The following is a 17,355-nucleotide window of genomic DNA, read 5'->3' on the forward strand; positions in this document are numbered from 1 at the left end:
GCTTGTCGCCCGGGGCCAGCTTCACGACACGGTCGGCAGGCTGGTTGGCGGTGCCGTCCTGGTCGGTGTCGGCGAATTTCGCGTAGGAGTTGTCCGTGAACGTGATGGTCTTCACGTCGGAGGTCTTCGCCCAGTGCGCGTACACGGTGATGTCGCCGTAGTGCGGAGCGGTGAAGTCGACCTTCTCGCCCTTGCCCAGCTCGGGCTCGGTGTACCAGCCGGTGAACGTCCAGTCGTTGCCGACGCCGCTCGGGGTCTGTGCGGGAATGCGATACGACTGGGAGGCAGTAGCGCTGTATGTCAGATTATTGGTAGTGTTCGTGACCGTGCCGCGGCCGTTCGTGTCGTACGTGGCCTTGAACGTCGGTTCGCCGGCCGCGTTCGCGGTGGCGGCGGCCATGCCCATGGTCGCGATCATCGCGACGGAGGCCAGACCGGCGAGCGGGGCGCGCCAAATCTTCGTGTTTCCTGTCATCTTCAGAAAACCTTTCTTTCTAGGCCACGGGAAACACTTGGGCGACAACCCCCGCGGAGCGGAGCGCAGTCCTCCTGCGGGACGCCGCACGGCCGTGCGTCCCGGCGGCCGTCCGCGTGAAGGCGCGCTCCACGCCATGACCGTACACTGACGTACAGTGATGATATAGTGACCATACACTGAAATGGAAGTGAGCGTATAGTGAGCGGCGTCGGTTCGAGGACGCCGTGCGGCGAGGGGCGGTGGGGACGATGTGGACGGATGACGAGGCCGTGCGCGTGCTGGAGCGTCTGCGCGGGCAGGGCAACGACGATGGCCGGTTCGAGGCGAAGTCGTGCGCGACGTCGTTGGGCGCGAGCGTGTGGGAGAGCGTGAGCGCGTTCGCGAACACGAACGGCGGCGTTCTCCTGTTGGGCGTGAGCGAGGACGCCGGGTTCCGTCCGGTCGAGGGGTTCGACGCGAACCGGGTCGTGGCACAGTTCACGCAGGGCATGGGCGACGGCGGCGCGCAGGGCGCGCGGTTGACGAATCCTCCCGAATACGAGGTGTCGCGCTGCACGGCGTACGGCATGCCGTTCCTGATGGTCGACGTGCGGGAGAATCCCGTCGGGCAGAAGCCGTGCTATGTGACGGCGAAGGGCCCGTGCGCGGGCGGCTATCGTCGTGTGGACGACCGTGACGTGCGGCTGACCGCGGTCGAGGTGTACGAGTTCGAGAACGCGTTCACGCCGAGCCCCGCGGACCGGCAGGTCGTCGGCGAGGCCGACGTGTCCGACCTGGACGGGGACGCGGTCAGGCTCCTGCTGGAGTCGTGCAAGGGGTCCCGCGCGCTGGCCGGCGTCGCCGACGCGGCCGAGGGATTGGAGCGGCTGAACGTGACCGACCGCGACGGCGGGATCCGTCTGGCGGGGCTGCTGGCATTGGGCCGGTACCCGCAGCAGTTCTACCCGAAGCTGCTCATCGACGTCATGGCCCACTCCGACGTCGAGGGCCCAGTCCCCGAGGGGCCGCGGTTCACGGACCGCGTGTTGTGCGAGGGAAGCATGCCCGACGCGATCGGGCAGGCGGTCGAGGCCGTGGCGCGCAACCTGCGCACCGTGACGGTCGTGTCCGGGGCCGGCGCGGTGCGCGGCCCGGAGATTCCCCGCGAGGTGCTGCGCGAGGTGATCGCGAACGCGGTCGTGCATCGTGAATACGACGCTCGTTTCCAGGGGCGTTCCGTCACGGTGGACGTGTACCCGGACCGGGTCGAGGTCGTCAGCCCCGGCGGCCTGTGGGGCGGCGTCACGCTTGACACGATCGGCGACGGGGAGTCCCGCTGCCGCAACGCGACGCTCATGCGCCTGATGTACGAGACGCCGTACGCGCACGGGAACGCGGTGACGGTCGAGGGCGGCGGCACCGGCATCCCGATGGTCATCCGCGAGATGCGGCGCATCGGCCTGGACGAGCCCGGGTTCGAGGCGCGTCCCGACCGGTTCAAGGTCACGCTGTGCCGCCCCGCGATCCCGTCCATGCCGACGCCGCGGCAGGATGGCGCGAACCGCACGCCCGCCGCGTTTTCCGGCAACGAGCGGAGGATCCTCGGCTGCCTGTCCGACACGGAGGAGCGGTCCGCGCGCGAGATCGCGCAGATGACGGGACTGGGCTTGCAGAGCGTGCGCAAGGCGTTGCGCAGGCTGGTCGGCAACGGCGCCGTGTTGGCGACCGCGCCCGCGTCCAGCAGGCTGCGCCGCTACCTGCGCGGCGCTCCCGCGTTTCCCGGCGATCGCCGATGACGGCCGCGCCGTCCTCGGCGGGACTGTCGGCCCTCATGCCGGTGTATGGCAACAGGCGGTGAGGGCATACGGGGCTAGGCGGCGGGACGCCGGCGGAAGCCGAAAACGGCTTGACGGAACACATCCCCGGCGAATTCGGTCCGCTTGGTCGAATGTGGAGAATGATTGGTCGAATTGAAAGAACGGCCGGCCGGATGCGATGGATCGGCGGAACATCAAGGAAAACGGATGTTTCATGGAGTCCGTCGGAACAATCGTGCGGTCGAATGTGGAGAATGATTGGTCGAATGGGTAGAATCGGTGGTCGAATGGGCGGAATGCCGTCGGTCTTGTGTCATGGAGGACGCTGATGAACAGGAAAGAGTTCGAGGAGGTGCTTCGCCACGGCGAGACCTCCACCGTGGAGTTCAAGCGTTGCGGAGGCAATCCCGCGCCGGACGTGTTCGAGACAATCTGCTCGTTCGCCAACCATGCGGGCGGCTCCGTGTATCTGGGCGTCCTGGACGACGGTTCGGTCGCGGGCGTGCCGGCGGAGGCCGCGGCGTCCATCGAACGCAATATCGCGAACGTCGCGGGCAATCCCAACTCGTTCTCGCCGACGCTGTTGGTGGAGACCGAACGGTTCGACTACGACGGCAGGACCGTGATCCGCGTGTGGGTGCCGATGAACTCGTCCGTGTTCCGCTACAAGGGACAGGTGTGGGACCGGGCCGCTGACGCGGACAAGCGCATCGACGGGGAGATGCAGATCACGCAGATGTACATCCGCAAGCAGAACATCTTCACCGAACGCAGGATATGCCCCGGCCTGACCCCGGCGGACCTCGATCCGGGCCTGCTGGAACGGATCCGGAGGATGGCCGGCATGAAGAACGTGGACCATCCCTGGCTCGGCATGGACGACGACGCCCTGCTGCACAGCGCCCGTCTGTACACCCGCGACTACGGCGGCGGGACCGAGGGCCTGAACCTGGCGGCGGTGCTGCTGGCCGGGCGCGACGACGTGATCGCCGACATGCTGCCCGCATACGGCGTCGACGCCGTGGTGCGGCGTGACGACACGGACCGCTACGACGACCGCCTGACCGTGCGGACGAACCTCATCGACGCGTACGACCTGCTCGCCGCGTTCCTGCGCAAGGCCCTGCCCGACCGATTCCGCCTGGACGGCGATGTCGCGGTCAGCCCGAGGGACAGGATCATCCGCGAGCTTGTGTCGAACGTCCTTGTCCACAGGGAGTATTCCAGCCCGGTGCCCGCGCAGATCACGGTCACCGGGGACGGCGTGGAGACGCGAAACGCGAGCCGTCCCGCGTTCGAGGGCAGCCTCGACCTGGGCAGCTTCACCCCGGTGCCGAAGAACCCGATCATCGCGGACGTGTTCACGCAGATCGGGCTTGCCGAGGAGCTCGGCAGCGGCGTGCGCAACCTCGTGAAGTACACGCGCATGTATTCCGGCGGGACCCCGTCCTTCCGCGACGGTCTCGTCTTCACCGCGTTCGTGCCCACGCGGCCGGTGGCGGGAAACACGGGCGACGGCGGCCGGGGCTCCGACATCGCCGCCGCCGTGGCCGCCCTGTTCAGGGACCATCGGGAGATCACCACGGCCCAGGTCGCGGAATCGACGGGCGAGAGCGTCCGGGTTGTGCGCCGTTGGCTCGCGGCCCGGGTCCGTGACGGCAGTCTGGTTGCCGTGGGCCAGACCAGGAACCGTCGTTACAGAATGGCCTGACCGCGTGGGGCCGGCGGGCCGGCATGATCCGGCCACCGCCCGTCCGAGACGCTTCGTCGTGGGGAGTCCGGCAGGACGGCCGTGGCCGCCCGGCGTGTGTCCGGCTATGCGGAGCCGTGATCCGGCCGATCGCCTCTTTTCGCCGGATGCCGTCGCCGTTCCGTTCGCGCGGTCTTCCCCGCTGCCGGATGGGGTCCTGTTTCCTGCGCGGGTTCGGCGACCGCGAACGCGGCCTTCGAGCCGACGCAGGGCACAGCGAAATACACGGTCACCATCGACGCCGATAAGGCGAATGGCAAGCTTGGCGACACCCTCACCAACCTTTTGACGACCAACGTCGACTCTACCCCGAATGACGGTGAGGGCGACGCTTCCCATAACGGCATGGAGCTCAGCTGGGATACCAAGACCAAGGAAGATGCCACGACCGCCACCATCGAGAACGTGCCGGCTGGCACGTCTCTGGCCACGTTCCTTGGAAGCGACATGGGCACGTCGACGAAGCCGGAGGGCATCACCGAGAGTTCTGCGCGTACGTTCGTGTACTGGACGGTCGGCGGCAGCCGCTTCAAGTCCGACACGACGGTGACCGGCGACGTGACCGTCAAGGCCCGCTGGAGCGACGGCGACCTGGGCGCGTCCACCGTGACGTTCACGGGCGCGTGCGACAACACCGGCAATGATGCCGCCTCCACCGTGACCTTGGTGAAGGGCGACAAGCTGGCCTCCTGGGACATCCCATCTTGGGTGAAGATCGACACCGCCGTCTACCAGGTGAGGGGCTGGGCCACGAGCAAGTCCGCCACCGAACCGATGGACCTGTCTACTGTGGACACGAGCGATGATGTGACTGTACCCGGTGTACGGCGATTACGCGACTGTCTCGTTCGATCTCAATGGAGATACTACTTCAGCTCAGACTCCAGCAGCTTTGCATGTGTTGAAGAACACCGCTTTCACCACCCCGACCACGACCGCCAAGAAGGGTGAAAGTGCATTCTACGCTTGGGCGACGTGGACTGACGCAGGTGAAAAGAATGGAACAGTTGAGGATTCCGAACTGACTGTGTTCGACTCGTCGAAGGGCGTTGCCGGAGATACGACGCTGTATACGATGTACGGCACCCCGGACAGCGGCACCTGGACGGTCACGTTCGACTACAACACTACTGGCTATACCACGTACGGCACGGACAAGGTCGCCAAGGGCGCCCAGGTGTCCGAGCCGCCGGCACCGACCGACCCGGATGACGAGAAGGGCCGTCCGTTCTTGTACTGGACCACCGCGGACAAGAAGGGCACTGACACAGCTGAATCCCAGGCCGCCGACGAGTACGCCTGGTCCGCTCCGGGGCTCGGCGCCATCACGTTGTACGCCGTGTGGGGTGATCCCACGGTCGGACAGTACACCGTGACGTTCGATGAGAACTATGTCGGCGGTGCCATCACCAAGGTCACGGCGGATGCCGACAATAAGGTCTCCGCACCGGCCGCTCCGGTCCGTGAAGGTTACGAGTTCAAGGGCTGGTACGACAACGGCACCGATGGCAGCGGCAACCTCGTTATTTTCCCGAAGTCCGTCAGTGAAAATACCACCTTCTATGCCAAGTGGCAGAAGATTGCCGTCTCTGATTTTGATGAGGCCGCCACCGACCTCTCCGGCCAGACGGACGTGTTCACCAAGGACTCCCTGAACTCCTACAAGAAGGCCTACAAAGCGGCCGTCGAGAAGTACGACCTGACCGGCGATCCGCTTGACGGCTCCAAGCTGAGCGATGACGAGCTGACCGAGGCGACCGAGGCGTTCCAGGCCGCGCAGGCGCTCCTGGTCGTGAAGACCAGCGAGACCGCCCCGGTGTACCGCGTGTACAACAAGGCCGACAACAAGCACCTGTACACGTCCGGCAAGGCCGAGGCCCTGGGCCTGATCGCGGGCGGCTGGCGTGACGAGGGCGTGGCGTACTACGCCCGCACGCAGGGCGGCGTGGCCGTGTACCGCGCGTACAGCCCGTCGCGCTACGAGCACCTGTTCACCACGAGCGAAGCGGAGTACGAGACGGCGACGACCGCGACCGGCGAGGGCTGGTACCGCGCCGAGAACATCGGCTTCTACACCGAGAAGTGACGCCGTGACGCCGTGACGCCGGCCGTGAGGCCGACTGTCCGCTGACATGACGGAAGGGTGTTCCCCTTTGGATCTGATTCCAAGGGGGAACACCCTTTTCGCGTATTCACATACGACTGAGCCCATCCATCGTCGCCATGTCAGAGCTCTTGAACAGCTGCGGCATGCGAAGAGAGGGGTTTCTCCTTGGGAAAAGACTTCCAAGAAGAAACCCCTCTCTTCGTAATTTTCGCCTTTAGTGCACCGATTCCGTTCCTCGACCGTCTCTGGACACTATTGGCGTTGCCTACGAGGATGCGTTCGCCGTGTCCGTCTCCACGGGCCGCATGTCTTCCGCTTATGGAGGCGTTTCCAAACGCATGCTTCTTGAATGACGCAGATGACAATGCGAGAGGGGAGATTATTCCTCGGGGATTCCCTGTTCCTCCACTGCTTCATGAGGATTCGGCCTAGTGATGTCGAACAGGAGCCCCGAACATACGAGAAGGGTGTTCCCCTTTGGAATCAGATCCAAGGGGGAACACCCTTCCGTCTTCTCGGACGATCACCGGCATGATACCGGCGTCACGTCGTCACTTCTCGGTGTAGAACGCGATGTTCTCGGCGCGGTACCAGCCCTCGCCCTGAGCTGTCGTCGCGGTCTCGTACTCCGTCTCGCTCGTGGTGAACAGGTGCTCGTAGCGGGACGGGCTGTACGCGCGGTACACGGCCACGCCGCCCTGCGTGCGGGCGTAATAGGCGATGCCCTCGTCACGCCAGCCGGACTTCACCAGGCTCTCGTACTCGTCCTGGTCTGCAGTGTAGAAGTGGCGGTTCGCCGGCTTGTCGTACAGGCGGTACACCGGAGTGTACAGGCCGGAAGACACCAGGGTGGTACCATCCAGATCGGCGTCGAGCGTGTAGTAGGCGACGCCCTCGTCACGCCAGCCGCCCGCGATCAGGCTCAGGGCCTCGGCGTGGTTGGACGTGTACAGGTGCTTGTTGTCGGCCTTGTTGTACACGCGGTACACCGGGGCGGTCTCGCTGGTCTTCACGACCAGGAGCGCCTGCGCGGCCTGATAGGCCTTGGTCGCCTCGGCGATCTCGGCCGCGGTGGAGTCCTTATCCACGGCCGTGTACTTCGTCGCGGCTTCGTTGAAGGCCTTGTTGTAGGCGGCCACGGAATCGGCGGTGAAGTAGCTGGTGTCGGTGATCTTGGTCTTGGCGGCCGTGAACGCGTCGACGCCCTCACGGACCCACACGGCGTAGAACTTGGAGCCGCCCGCATAGTCGGTCTTGTCGGCGTCGAAGTCCGGGGTTGTGCCGGAGGCGTTGTCCTTGACCCAGCCGGACAGGACGTAGCCGTCGCGTTCGACGGACGGCGCGGTGAACGTGCCGTCGGCGTTCGAGGTGACCTCGATGACGTTGGAGCCGGAGTAGTTCGGGTCGAATGTGGCCTTCTTCTCGGCGATCACGGTCGGCTCGCCCCACACGGCGTACAGGGTGAGGTCACCGGTCACGACCTCGTCGAAATCATAGTCGGCATCGCCGCTATCGTTCTTCCAGTTCTTGAACTCGCGTCCCTGATTCGTCGGATCGGTCGGGGCCGGGGGCAGGTTCAGCGTGGACTTGCCGTTGTTGTACACGGTGTCGGTGCCGTAGACGGCGCCGCCCTTGGCCAGCTTGTAGGTCACGTCGTACGTGGTGTCGGCCGGGGCCGTGTCGAACTTGGCGAACAGCGTGACGTCGGTCGTGGAGCCCTTGTCGAAGTCGAACGGTTCGGAAGCCAGAGCGTCATCATCAGCGGCGGTGGAGCCGCCGTCCTTGGCCTGGTACCAGCCGACGAAAACGTTGCCGGACAGCGTGGCGGTGGCGGCGGGCGCGAACGCCTTGCCCGCGACCACGATCTGCGTGGCGGGGGTCACGGACGCGCTGCCGTCAGCCGTGGTCTTCGCATACGTGACGGTGATGGAGTCCAGGAGGTGCGGGGTCAGCGTGGCCGTTTTTTCGAACACGGTGGAGGTGGTCACCTGGACGCCGTCAGCGGTCTGCCAGTAGTCGCCTGCGCGGGTGTTGTCCGTCACGGCCGGGATCTGCCAGTCGGTCAGGGTGTCGCCCGGGGCCAGCACTGCGCTGCCCTGGTTGCCGAAGGTTACGGTCACCTTCTCGCGGTCCACGTACCAGTGCGCGTACACGGTGGCGTCGCCCGACAGGGTGAAGCCCTTGGAATTGTCCAGACGGGAGCCGGAGCCCAGGGACTGCGCGGTGTAGAAGCCGGACGTTCCGCGTCCGTCATAGACGACCGCGGCAGAGGTCGGGAAGATCGCCTGGGCAACGGAGCTGCTGACATTGGCCGGCACGTTCGTGATGGTCGCCACGGTGTCGGTGCTGTTGAACGTCACCTTGTCGTCGCTGCCGGTGATGGCGTTTTCGACGGAGCTCTTGTATCCGGCGGCATCGGAGAACTTTCCGCCGTTCGCGTTCACGGTCAGGGTGTAGGTGGCGGCGGTCTCGGCCGGAACGAACGTCGTCGATTCGACGTCCGAGGCGGCGTTCGCGGTCGCGGCGGCCATGCCCATGGTCGCGATCATCGCGACGGAGGCCAGACCGGCGAGCGGGGCGCGCCAAATCTTCGTGTTTCCTGTCATCTCCAGGAACCTTTCTTTCTAGGCTATGGGGTGCCGGAAAGAAAAACGAACATTGGTGAATCGTATGTGACGACGTAACCTAATTGCAGCCACGACTGGACACGATGGCAGTGAAAAACCCGGTCGGGGCGCTGTCCCTTCTTTTGTACGATTCTCCGTCTCATACGATGAATGGGCGTCATCGTGGCGGATTTTGGTAGGCAGGAAAGTCGTGTCGCCAATCGAAAAGACGGCAACGTATGAGTTCCGCGGTCAAAGGTCCTGCATGCCGGGCGCAGACACGATATGCACACGATGCAGGCAAGCCCGTTCAGGCAACCATGCGCGGCTCCTGTCATATCATGGCGGTGCCTTTGCTTGGGGAACCTCTCATGCGTCCGCTCCCTACGGACGTTTACGGCCGGACAGTATGGCCGCGGTGCGTACCGCATCGACGGCCGAAGCCACTTGGTCCAAACGTTCGGGGAACAGGAAGCCGTATACGTCCAACGTCAATGTTGCCGACGAATGGCCCATTTGACGCTGCAGAATCTTCACGTCGGCGCCGGCCTTGATCGCAATCGCGGCATACGAATGGCGCAGACTATGTGGCGTCAGCCCCTCCACATCCTGCAAGCCGGCCTTCTTTACCGCTGCCTTCCAAATCTTGCGTCGCCAATTGTGATCATTGATGTGCGATCCCTTTATGGAACGAAACACGTATGCCGTATCCGGCTGCCCCTTGATCTGCTCGCGTAATGGCTTAATCAAAAACTGAGGAATCGCCACCGTGCGCGCCCTGCCGGACTTCGGCGGGCCAAGCCGTTGCACCGTCGCACTGTTCTTCCACGTGCGGCGGATGCGTGCCGTTCTGTTATACAGATCCAGATCGCCGACCTGCAATGCAAACGTCTCGTTGATGCGCGTGCCCACATAGCTTTGGAAACGAATGATCAGCGCGTCCACGGGACGGCCGACTTCCTGCGCCGCATCGGCCAGCATTTCGATCTCGTGAATATCCAGAAACACCAGATCACGGTATTCGCTTTTCGGAATGGGAATGTCGCGCGCGGGATTCGCTGTAAGAAACCGTGCCTTCACGGCATAGTCGAGCACGCCGGCAAACACGACCTTCACAATGCTTTTCACGGAACGGGGCGAAAGGGGCTTCGGCTTCTGGCCGCGATGCAGATTCGCCGGATAATTGCCGGTCGACAAATCCGCCACCCAACGGGAGATGCCATCCATCGTAATCGCGCCAATAGGAACATCCTGCCAACGTGGATTCACATATACGCGCAATTCACACTCATAACGCGCGCGTACACCCTCGCTCACATTATTCTTCGAACGCAACCACATGTCGGCCACATCCTTGAATCTGCGGCGCGCATCATTCGGATCCGCGTAGCGGCCACTGCGCACGTCATCCTCCATCGCGGCCTGGAAAGCCTCCGCCTCCGCCAGCTTCGCAAACGCCTTCGAATGCTGCCGGCGCAGACCGTCCTCAACGGTGTACCAGCGGCAGCGCCAACGCATGCCATGCCCAAAACGCGACGAACGCCACCGGTCAGGCACCTGCGCCCGCAATGGGTCGCTCGCCGAAGCAAGCGACCGCTTCGCCGTTGAAGAAGGTGGAACCCCATGATCGCTCTTCAGCCAAAGATCGTCAATCCAAACGCGCGCCATTACGCCACGATAAAGCATTATCGCAGCGGGGGAGGGAAACAGTGCGTCTTTGTCGTGCCGGTGGCATGGGCGCAGGTCGCGGATGTGATTCGACATGGTTCTGGATGCCGTTCGGTACAAAAACAAAGGGCTGAAAACGGACGAATCCGTATCAGCCCTTATCTGGGGACAATGCCGATGGATGTTATCGGCTGTGTCGCATGCCGTATATCAGTGCTTGCCGCGCAGCAGACGGCCCACGGCCTTCACGGCCTCACGACGTTTCGAGCCGAGTGGCAGAATCGGGTCGATTACATTGCGCAAAGCGCTTTGCTCGCCGATGGCGCGCTCATGATGACGGTTCACGCCGGGAACGACTTCCACCACCTTCGGAGTGTTCGCCTTCACCACCTTCTTCAGCAGACGTTCGAAGAACGGCGTCTCACGTGCATAATGCCAATACGTGCTGGCGAAATCACAGTCGGGATCCACCCACGGCTTCTGATAGCCGGCATAATGGATGATCCTCGGATGATTACGGGAATCCATATACGCGTCGAACGCGTCGTTCGGCGCCAACGAGAACACGTTGCCCACGCGTCCGCTGCAATCGTGCATCACGTTCCAATCCCAATCCAGGAAGCGCACGCGGCCTTCGCAATGCACGTTCAGCACATCCTGGTCGTTGTAGATATAGTCGGGATTCGACGCGAACCGCAGCCATTCGTCCATCGAATAATGCTCGCGCATCGCACGCGTGTTCAACACCAGCACGCCCGCCTGGAAATACCGGTACGGATCCTTCATATGCAGCACGTTCTTGGCATAGTCGGTGCGCAAGCCATGCTTCACATTCAGGTTGCCGAGGAAGTCGATGTCATGCGCGGCGGCCAGCAGGTCGTCGCCCAGCTCCGTGTCGAACAGTTCGGCGATATCGCCGTTGATCACGATGTCGGAATCCAGGTACAGCACCTTGTCGTAGAACGGCAGCACCTGCTGGATCAGGAAACGGTAGTACGTCTCCACGCTGATGTGCGCGTTGTTCGTCGTCAGCTTCACGCCCGAGACCAGACGGTCCACGTTGATGAACCGCAACGTCATGTACGGGAACTGCTTGAAGAACGCGCGCATGCGCTCCTGCTTGTCGCCGCCGATGTTGCGCTGCAGCACCACCACATCGTAATGGCGCTCCGGCGAAGCGTTCAGCATCGCCGAATAGATCGTCGTGGTCAACTGCGGCACATAGTTGTCGTCCGCGGCGAACACCACCGGCACGATTGGATGCGTCGACGGGATGCCGGTCAACGGCATCAGCGTCTCCTGCGGCTCCGGATGTGTGAAATGCACGCACTGCAGCTCCTTCGTGCGCCAATCGGCGCCCATGCGCTGCTGGTGCATCAAGTAGATGTTCAGCAGACGCTCCGCAAGATGGCCCGGCGTGCGCAGCGCCTCCTTGCTGTAGCGAGACATGTCGGTACGATGCTCGAACTCCTCCAGCAGCGGGAACAGCCACGCGCAATACTCCTGGAAGATCGCCTTGCGCATGATGAACATGTTGCAGAAGCATGAAGTATTGCCGTTCAGGAAGGCGATTGCATCTTGCTTATAATCCGGATGCAGCTCACACAGAATGTCATACATGCGGTGTAAATCCTCATCCACCAGACGAGGAGCAGCCTCCCACACGGCCTTCGGGGTGCCATGGCCATCAATGATCTCTTCCAGATTGCCATAACGCGTGGTGATCACGTCATAGCCTTCCACCGCCTTCGCAATGGTGGCATCATCCAAACCGTATTCGCGTATGGCATCATCATCAATGTAATCATCCATGATCTCGCCGTACGGGTTCTCCTCATGCTCCGTGTCAGAGAAATCGAAATAGCGGCGGTAATGGCAGAAACCGTAATAGTCGGCGTCCACGTTCTTCCACGCCCAGTACTGCGTGGTCAGTTCGCAGTACATTGGGTTCTTCGCGGAGATGTTCTCGCCCTCGTCGTCATGGAGCATGTGCCCCAGACGGTAGCCATTGACGGCCATGCCCACCTGAACGGGCTGTAACATGTCGCAGCCCGGGGTGTCGACATCCTTATGCGTGGTGACGAATAGACGTATCCGCTGCCTGTCGTATGCTTCGCGTCGGTTGAGGGCCTGCTGTAGGCGGCCCAGCTGCTGAAGGGCCTGACTATGCAGTTCCCCGGCATGCTGATTTGCCGCAATGTCCTCCTGCGGCACATCGAGTGTTTCGATGAGATCTCGGCACAAATCAGCCATGCGGGCATGGATGTCATGGTCTGGCAATCCTAATGTCTGTGTGGTGTGGAAAGCCTCGTCGCGCAGGAAGCGGTATAGCTCGCCTGCCACAGGCACGGGGTCCCAGTGCCGGGTGATTGAGGCAAAAGCTTCGCGCTTCTGTCCCTCGGCAATATTGTCCTTCCATTCGTTCAGCGTATGCTCGACGAGCTTGATCTGCAGCTGTCGCAACGCTTCCAATTGAGAAGAGGAACGGCCATGGCCGTTCACATAATCGCGGACCAGGCTCAGGGCCTTCGCATCCTGCGCGCTGATGTCTTCAAAAGTAGGCAGGTCAAGCTCGTTTCCGAGAGTGACCCCACGGCCAAGGTGATACACGTACCACTGCGCATGATCAATCGCTCGGTATGTCGACGCATGATCCGCGATGGCGAAATAAATATACGCATCATCCGGCCGGGTCAGACGAGGAATCGGAAGATCCCGCAATGCTGTGCGCAGCACATCTCCCGAATAGAACTTATGATGCACATTCCAGTCATATCCGGAATCCGAAAACACGGTGGTCAAAATTTCCGAACCATACAAACGACGAGGCTCGGGATTCATATAGCCGGTCATGCCCGCTGCCGCATCCTCCGCCAACGCGTTGGCGGCATCCACGCGGACACCGAAATGCAGAATATCCACCGGCTCGTGCATCAGCATGTGAATGGCCTGCTCGCATGCCGTCGGCATAAGCTCATCATCCTGATCCATGAAAGTCACGTAATCGCCGGTAGTACGCAAAGCGCCGGTCACGCGGGATGCAAGCGTACCCTGGTTCATCGGCTGCTCGATGAGATGCACACGCGGATCCCGTTCGATATGGCGCTGCACGGTGGCCACAGTATCGTCGGAGCTGCAGTCGTCAACTACGATGATTTCAAGATCGCGGAATGTCTGCCGCTCCAAACTGTCCAAACATGACGACAAATAAGGCGCCTTATTATAGGCGGGCACGACGATGGAAATGGTTGGCATAAATCCTCGTTTCGGGAAACATTCGCAGATGGTTCAACATCTCATGAAATGCGGCTATCGTTGTCAGTATAGGCGATTTGGTAGGCATGCGAATGGGATTCGACGGAACGTATTGCATTCCAGAGGAAGAGACCCGCCTGTGACGTACAATTTCCACGTGTCGGCACGACGTCGGCGATATTCGGCACGGGAAACCTTGCGACTTGAAAAGGAGCCACATATGAAGGGCATTATCTTGGCGGGTGGATCCGGCACACGCCTGTATCCATTGACGTCCGTCACTTCGAAGCAGCTTCTTCCGGTATATGACAAGCCGATGATCTATTATCCGCTGTCGACGTTGATGCTGGCGGGCATTCGCGACATCCTCATCATCTCCACTCCGTTCGATCTTCCCAATTTCAAGCGTCTTCTCGGCGATGGCTCCCGCTTCGGCCTGAGGCTGAGCTACAAGGTGCAGCCTTCCCCTGACGGTTTGGCGCAGGCGTTCCTGCTCGGCGAAGAATTCATCGACGGCGATGCCTGCGCACTGGTGTTGGGCGACAACATCTTCTATGGCAACGGACTATCGAAACATTTGGAGAACGCCGTCATGGCAGCCGGCAACGGGCTGTCCACCGTATTCGGCTACTACGTCGACGATCCGGAACGCTTCGGCGTCATTGAATTCGACGATGAGGGGAAAGCCGTGTCCATTGAGGAAAAACCGGTTCGCCCGAAATCAAATTATGCCGTCACAGGCCTGTATTTTTATGACAGCCGAGTGGTCGACTTCGCCAAGCAGGTGCGTCCGTCGGCGCGTGGCGAACTTGAAATCACCGACCTGAATCGTATGTATTTGGAAGACGGATCATTGCAGGTCAGCACTTTGGGACGCGGCTATGCATGGCTGGACACGGGCACGATGGAATCGCTGTATGAAGCGGGGGAATTCGTGCGTTCGGTGGAGCGCTCGCAGAGTCTGCCGATTTCCGTTCCGGAGGAAATTGCATATGAGCATCGTTGGATTTCCAAGGAAACCTTGATGAAGGCCGCTGAAACATATGGCAAATCGAATTATGGCCGGCATCTTCTGCAGGTCGCGCAGGAGCGTTTCATCAAAAGGTAGGACTGTGACGGCCGTCCGATGTGTTCCGTCGGCCATGCGTGGACTCGTACCATTGCATGTCGGGCCGTCATGTTCTGCGAATGATGCCAACGGTAGGTGTATAGGAGACGAATCTATGGGTTTTCGTATTACTGGCCTGTGCCGCGGTGACGGCAAAGGGTACGTGAACGTACTGGTATCGGAGTCGGACGGACGCCGATATGTCGCCTCGGCGGTGGCATCCAATGGCCGGAGAATTCCCTGCGCGGTATATGACATGCTTCTGCCTGGAGATGACGTGACCGTAGCCGCTGCGGCGGGCATGTACACAGGGTCGGAACGACAGCTGGTGATCGCGGTACCGTTGTTGGACGGTACCGCGTTGCAAGTGGACGTGTATGATACCAATGATCTGACGACGCCAGTGTGGGGATTCCCCTTCAAGCCTCTCGAAACGAAGATTCGTTCGCGTTTGACCTACCGAAGGAGGCCGCAGTTCGCCGCGACGATCCGCGGCATCGACCAGCGACGTTTAAGCGGACAGCCATACGCATACGTCACCGGTATTTATCCGCTCGGAGAGCGCGATATGGTATGCCGCTTCCATGCGACCGTGCCGTATACGGAAGGCATGGAATATGAGGCGACGGTATTGGATGCGGCTGCCAATCCGATCGGTGGCGCGCCTCTGCTTTTGGAAGATGACATCGTGCCGGATTCTCGGGATCGAGGGAATACGCTGCGTGAGTTGACCTATTCCGTAACCCTGCATCGTACGGATCTTACCGTATGCATTGCCGTGCGCGGTCGCGGGCAAAGCGCTGCGGAGGGATGCTTCACCTGCCTGTTGCCGGCTCAGACCGAATCGTTCTTGAACGCAGGCATTGAAGGCTTGAAACATGCTTCGCAGGACCCTCGGTATTTGGAATGGTTCATTCGGCATCGCGCAACCCCAGCCGACTTGCTATGCCAGCGTGAACTGATAGCTACGTGGAAGGACTGCCCGACGGTCAGCATCGTCACGCCTGTGTACCGTCCAAAAGCCCAGTATTTTCGTGCAATGATCGAATCGGTCTTGGCTCAGTCCTATGACCGTTTTGAACTGGTTCTGGTCAATGCCAGCGGCGAATGTCCTGAAGTGGACGCTGTGCTGCATGACTATGCCGACGAAGCGCGTATTCGTGTAATCACCGTAGAAAATCAAGGTATCTCCGGTAATACCAATATTGGCATCGAACAGACAAGCGGCGATTATATCGCGTTCGTCGACCATGATGACACGATCGAGCCTGATGCGTTGTATCGATACATGTCCGTTGTGAGGGAACACCCGCAGACAGATTTGCTGTATTGCGACGAGGACCATCTTAAGGGGGACCATTACGAATGGCCGACCTTCAAACCGGCGTTCAATCCCGATTTGTTGTACTCCCACAATTACATCACGCATATGCTGATGATCAGTCGGCATGTATGGCAGCATGTCACGCCGTCCACCAGTGAGGTCGATGGTGCTCAGGACTACGATCTGACCCTGAAATGCAGTGAAGTGGCGCGTGAAATCCATAATGTGCCGCATATGCTGTACCACTGGCGTGAGCATGAGGCTTCCACGAGCAGCGATTTCGGCGCCAAGCCCTACACGGTGGAGGCAGGGCGTAAGGCGTTGCAGGCGCATTTCGACAGGGTCGGGATTCCGGCGCACGTCGAAAACCATGAACTGGCATGCGCCTACCGTGTACGGTACGATTATGCGCCCAAGGTCAGCATTGTCATACCGACCAAAGACCATGCCGACATGTTGGATACATGCATACGGTCGGTGGTCGACCGAACCGAATATGCGGATTATGAAATTATCTGCGTGGAAAACAACAGCACGGAGAAAAGCACTTTTGAATATTATGAGCGGATTCAGAAGGAGTTCCCGCAGGTCCATGTGGTGACCTGGCCGCATCACGAATTCAACTATTCGGCCATCTGCAATTTCGGTGCCCGGTATGCGAAAGGTGAGTTGCTGCTGTTCCTGAACAACGATACCGAAGTGATCGCACCGGAATGGCTAAGCGCGATGGCGGGGATGTTCGCACGACCTGATGTGGGCGTGGCCGGTGCGAAACTGTACAACTACGACGGTCTGCTTCAGCACGGCGGCATCTGGGCCGTTCCCGGTGGCTGCTTCTACATCAACCAGAACTTCACCCAATACGACAACGGCTACATGAACACGCTTCGGTTTCCCTCGGACTGTGCCGCTGTCACAGGCGCCTGCCAGATGATCAGCCGTCGGGTTTTTGATGCGATCGGTGGCTTTGACGAAGACCTGGCCGTGTCGTTCAGCGACATCGACCTATGTCTGAAAGCGGAACAGGCCGGATGGAATACGGTTTTCTGTCCGGAGGCGACGTTGTATCATCGCGAAAGCAGCAGCCGTGGCCGAGACGATCTCGATCCGGTCAAACAGCGTCGTATGGAACGGGAGAAATTCCGCTTCTTCGACAAATGGTCCGCGCTGGAGCGAGGGAAATTCTTCAACATCAATCTCGACCAGTATGATGGCCATTTCAAAATAATGCACTGATAGCAATGCTGATGCTGTGATGCCGGT

10 protein-coding genes are annotated in these 17,355 nt (G+C 60.9%); 6 read left to right on the top strand and 4 right to left on the bottom strand.

Going from position 1 to position 17,355, the window contains the following annotated elements; genetic code table 11:
• Positions 1-475, bottom strand: a 475-nt coding sequence (locus AC1AWD_RS07925; RefSeq protein ID WP_476565377.1) for an InlB B-repeat-containing protein, incomplete at its 3' end; no start/stop codon positions are given.
• Between the two features lie 251 nt (positions 476-726).
• Between AC1AWD_RS07925 and AC1AWD_RS07930 the strand changes: the two genes are divergently transcribed.
• From AC1AWD_RS07930 to AC1AWD_RS07945, 4 genes are all read left to right on the top strand, one after another.
• The gene (locus AC1AWD_RS07930; RefSeq protein ID WP_476565378.1) at positions 727-2,253 is read left to right on the top strand and encodes an ATP-binding protein; all 1,527 of its coding nucleotides are present in this window, start codon (positions 727-729) and stop codon (positions 2,251-2,253) included.
• Positions 2,254-2,602: 349 nt separating this feature from the next.
• Entirely contained in the window at positions 2,603-3,985 is a 1,383-nt protein-coding gene (locus AC1AWD_RS07935; RefSeq protein ID WP_476565380.1) for an RNA-binding domain-containing protein, read from the top strand.
• A 384-nt stretch (positions 3,986-4,369) separates the two neighbouring features.
• On the top strand, positions 4,370-4,975 hold the full coding sequence (locus tag AC1AWD_RS07940; protein WP_476565382.1) for a hypothetical protein: 606 nt from the start codon (positions 4,370-4,372) through the stop codon (positions 4,973-4,975).
• Positions 4,923-6,110 (top strand): InlB B-repeat-containing protein, encoded by a 1,188-nt coding sequence (locus tag AC1AWD_RS07945; RefSeq protein ID WP_476565384.1) that lies wholly within the window; start codon positions 4,923-4,925, stop codon positions 6,108-6,110. Before AC1AWD_RS07940 ends, AC1AWD_RS07945 begins: the two co-directional genes overlap by 53 nt.
• Positions 6,111-6,682: 572 nt before the next feature.
• Here the strand turns inward: AC1AWD_RS07945 and AC1AWD_RS07950 are convergent.
• From AC1AWD_RS07950 to AC1AWD_RS07960, 3 genes are all read right to left on the bottom strand, one after another.
• Complete coding sequence (locus tag AC1AWD_RS07950) at positions 6,683-8,575, bottom strand: InlB B-repeat-containing protein (RefSeq protein WP_476565386.1); 1,893 nt, start codon at positions 8,573-8,575, stop codon at positions 6,683-6,685.
• Between the two features lie 546 nt (positions 8,576-9,121).
• A complete protein-coding gene (locus AC1AWD_RS07955; RefSeq protein ID WP_476565388.1) occupies positions 9,122-10,255 on the bottom strand; it encodes a tyrosine-type recombinase/integrase in 1,134 nt (377 codons plus the stop codon).
• A 360-nt stretch (positions 10,256-10,615) separates the two neighbouring features.
• The gene (locus AC1AWD_RS07960; protein WP_476565390.1) at positions 10,616-13,660 is read right to left on the bottom strand and encodes a DUF4422 domain-containing protein; all 3,045 of its coding nucleotides are present in this window, start codon (positions 13,658-13,660) and stop codon (positions 10,616-10,618) included.
• A 220-nt stretch (positions 13,661-13,880) separates the two neighbouring features.
• Between AC1AWD_RS07960 and rfbA the strand changes: the two genes are divergently transcribed.
• Together rfbA and AC1AWD_RS07970 are read left to right on the top strand one after the other, a co-directional pair.
• A complete protein-coding gene (rfbA, locus tag AC1AWD_RS07965; protein WP_476565392.1) occupies positions 13,881-14,768 on the top strand; it encodes a glucose-1-phosphate thymidylyltransferase RfbA in 888 nt (295 codons plus the stop codon).
• Between the two features lie 115 nt (positions 14,769-14,883).
• On the top strand, positions 14,884-17,328 hold the full coding sequence (locus AC1AWD_RS07970) for a glycosyltransferase family 2 protein (RefSeq protein WP_476565394.1): 2,445 nt from the start codon (positions 14,884-14,886) through the stop codon (positions 17,326-17,328).
• Positions 17,329-17,355: the final 27 nt, after the last annotated feature.

It is taken from the genome of Bifidobacterium sp. LH_512, assembly GCF_056356435.1.

What these genes read in the sequence shown, in the direction of transcription:
- AC1AWD_RS07930 (WP_476565378.1), top strand. Translation starts at nt 727, where the DNA reads ATGTGGACGGATGACGAGGCCGTGCGCGTGCTGGAGCGTCTGCGCGGG.
- AC1AWD_RS07935 (WP_476565380.1), top strand. Translation starts at nt 2,603, where the DNA reads ATGAACAGGAAAGAGTTCGAGGAGGTGCTTCGCCACGGCGAGACCTCC.
- AC1AWD_RS07940 (WP_476565382.1), top strand. Translation starts at nt 4,370, where the DNA reads ATGGAGCTCAGCTGGGATACCAAGACCAAGGAAGATGCCACGACCGCC.
- AC1AWD_RS07955 (WP_476565388.1), bottom strand. Translation starts at nt 10,255, where the DNA reads ATGCGTTGGCGCTGCCGCTGGTACACCGTTGAGGACGGTCTGCGCCGG.
- AC1AWD_RS07960 (WP_476565390.1), bottom strand. Translation starts at nt 13,660, where the DNA reads ATGCCAACCATTTCCATCGTCGTGCCCGCCTATAATAAGGCGCCTTAT.
- rfbA (WP_476565392.1), top strand. Translation starts at nt 13,881, where the DNA reads ATGAAGGGCATTATCTTGGCGGGTGGATCCGGCACACGCCTGTATCCA.
- AC1AWD_RS07970 (WP_476565394.1), top strand. Translation starts at nt 14,884, where the DNA reads ATGGGTTTTCGTATTACTGGCCTGTGCCGCGGTGACGGCAAAGGGTAC.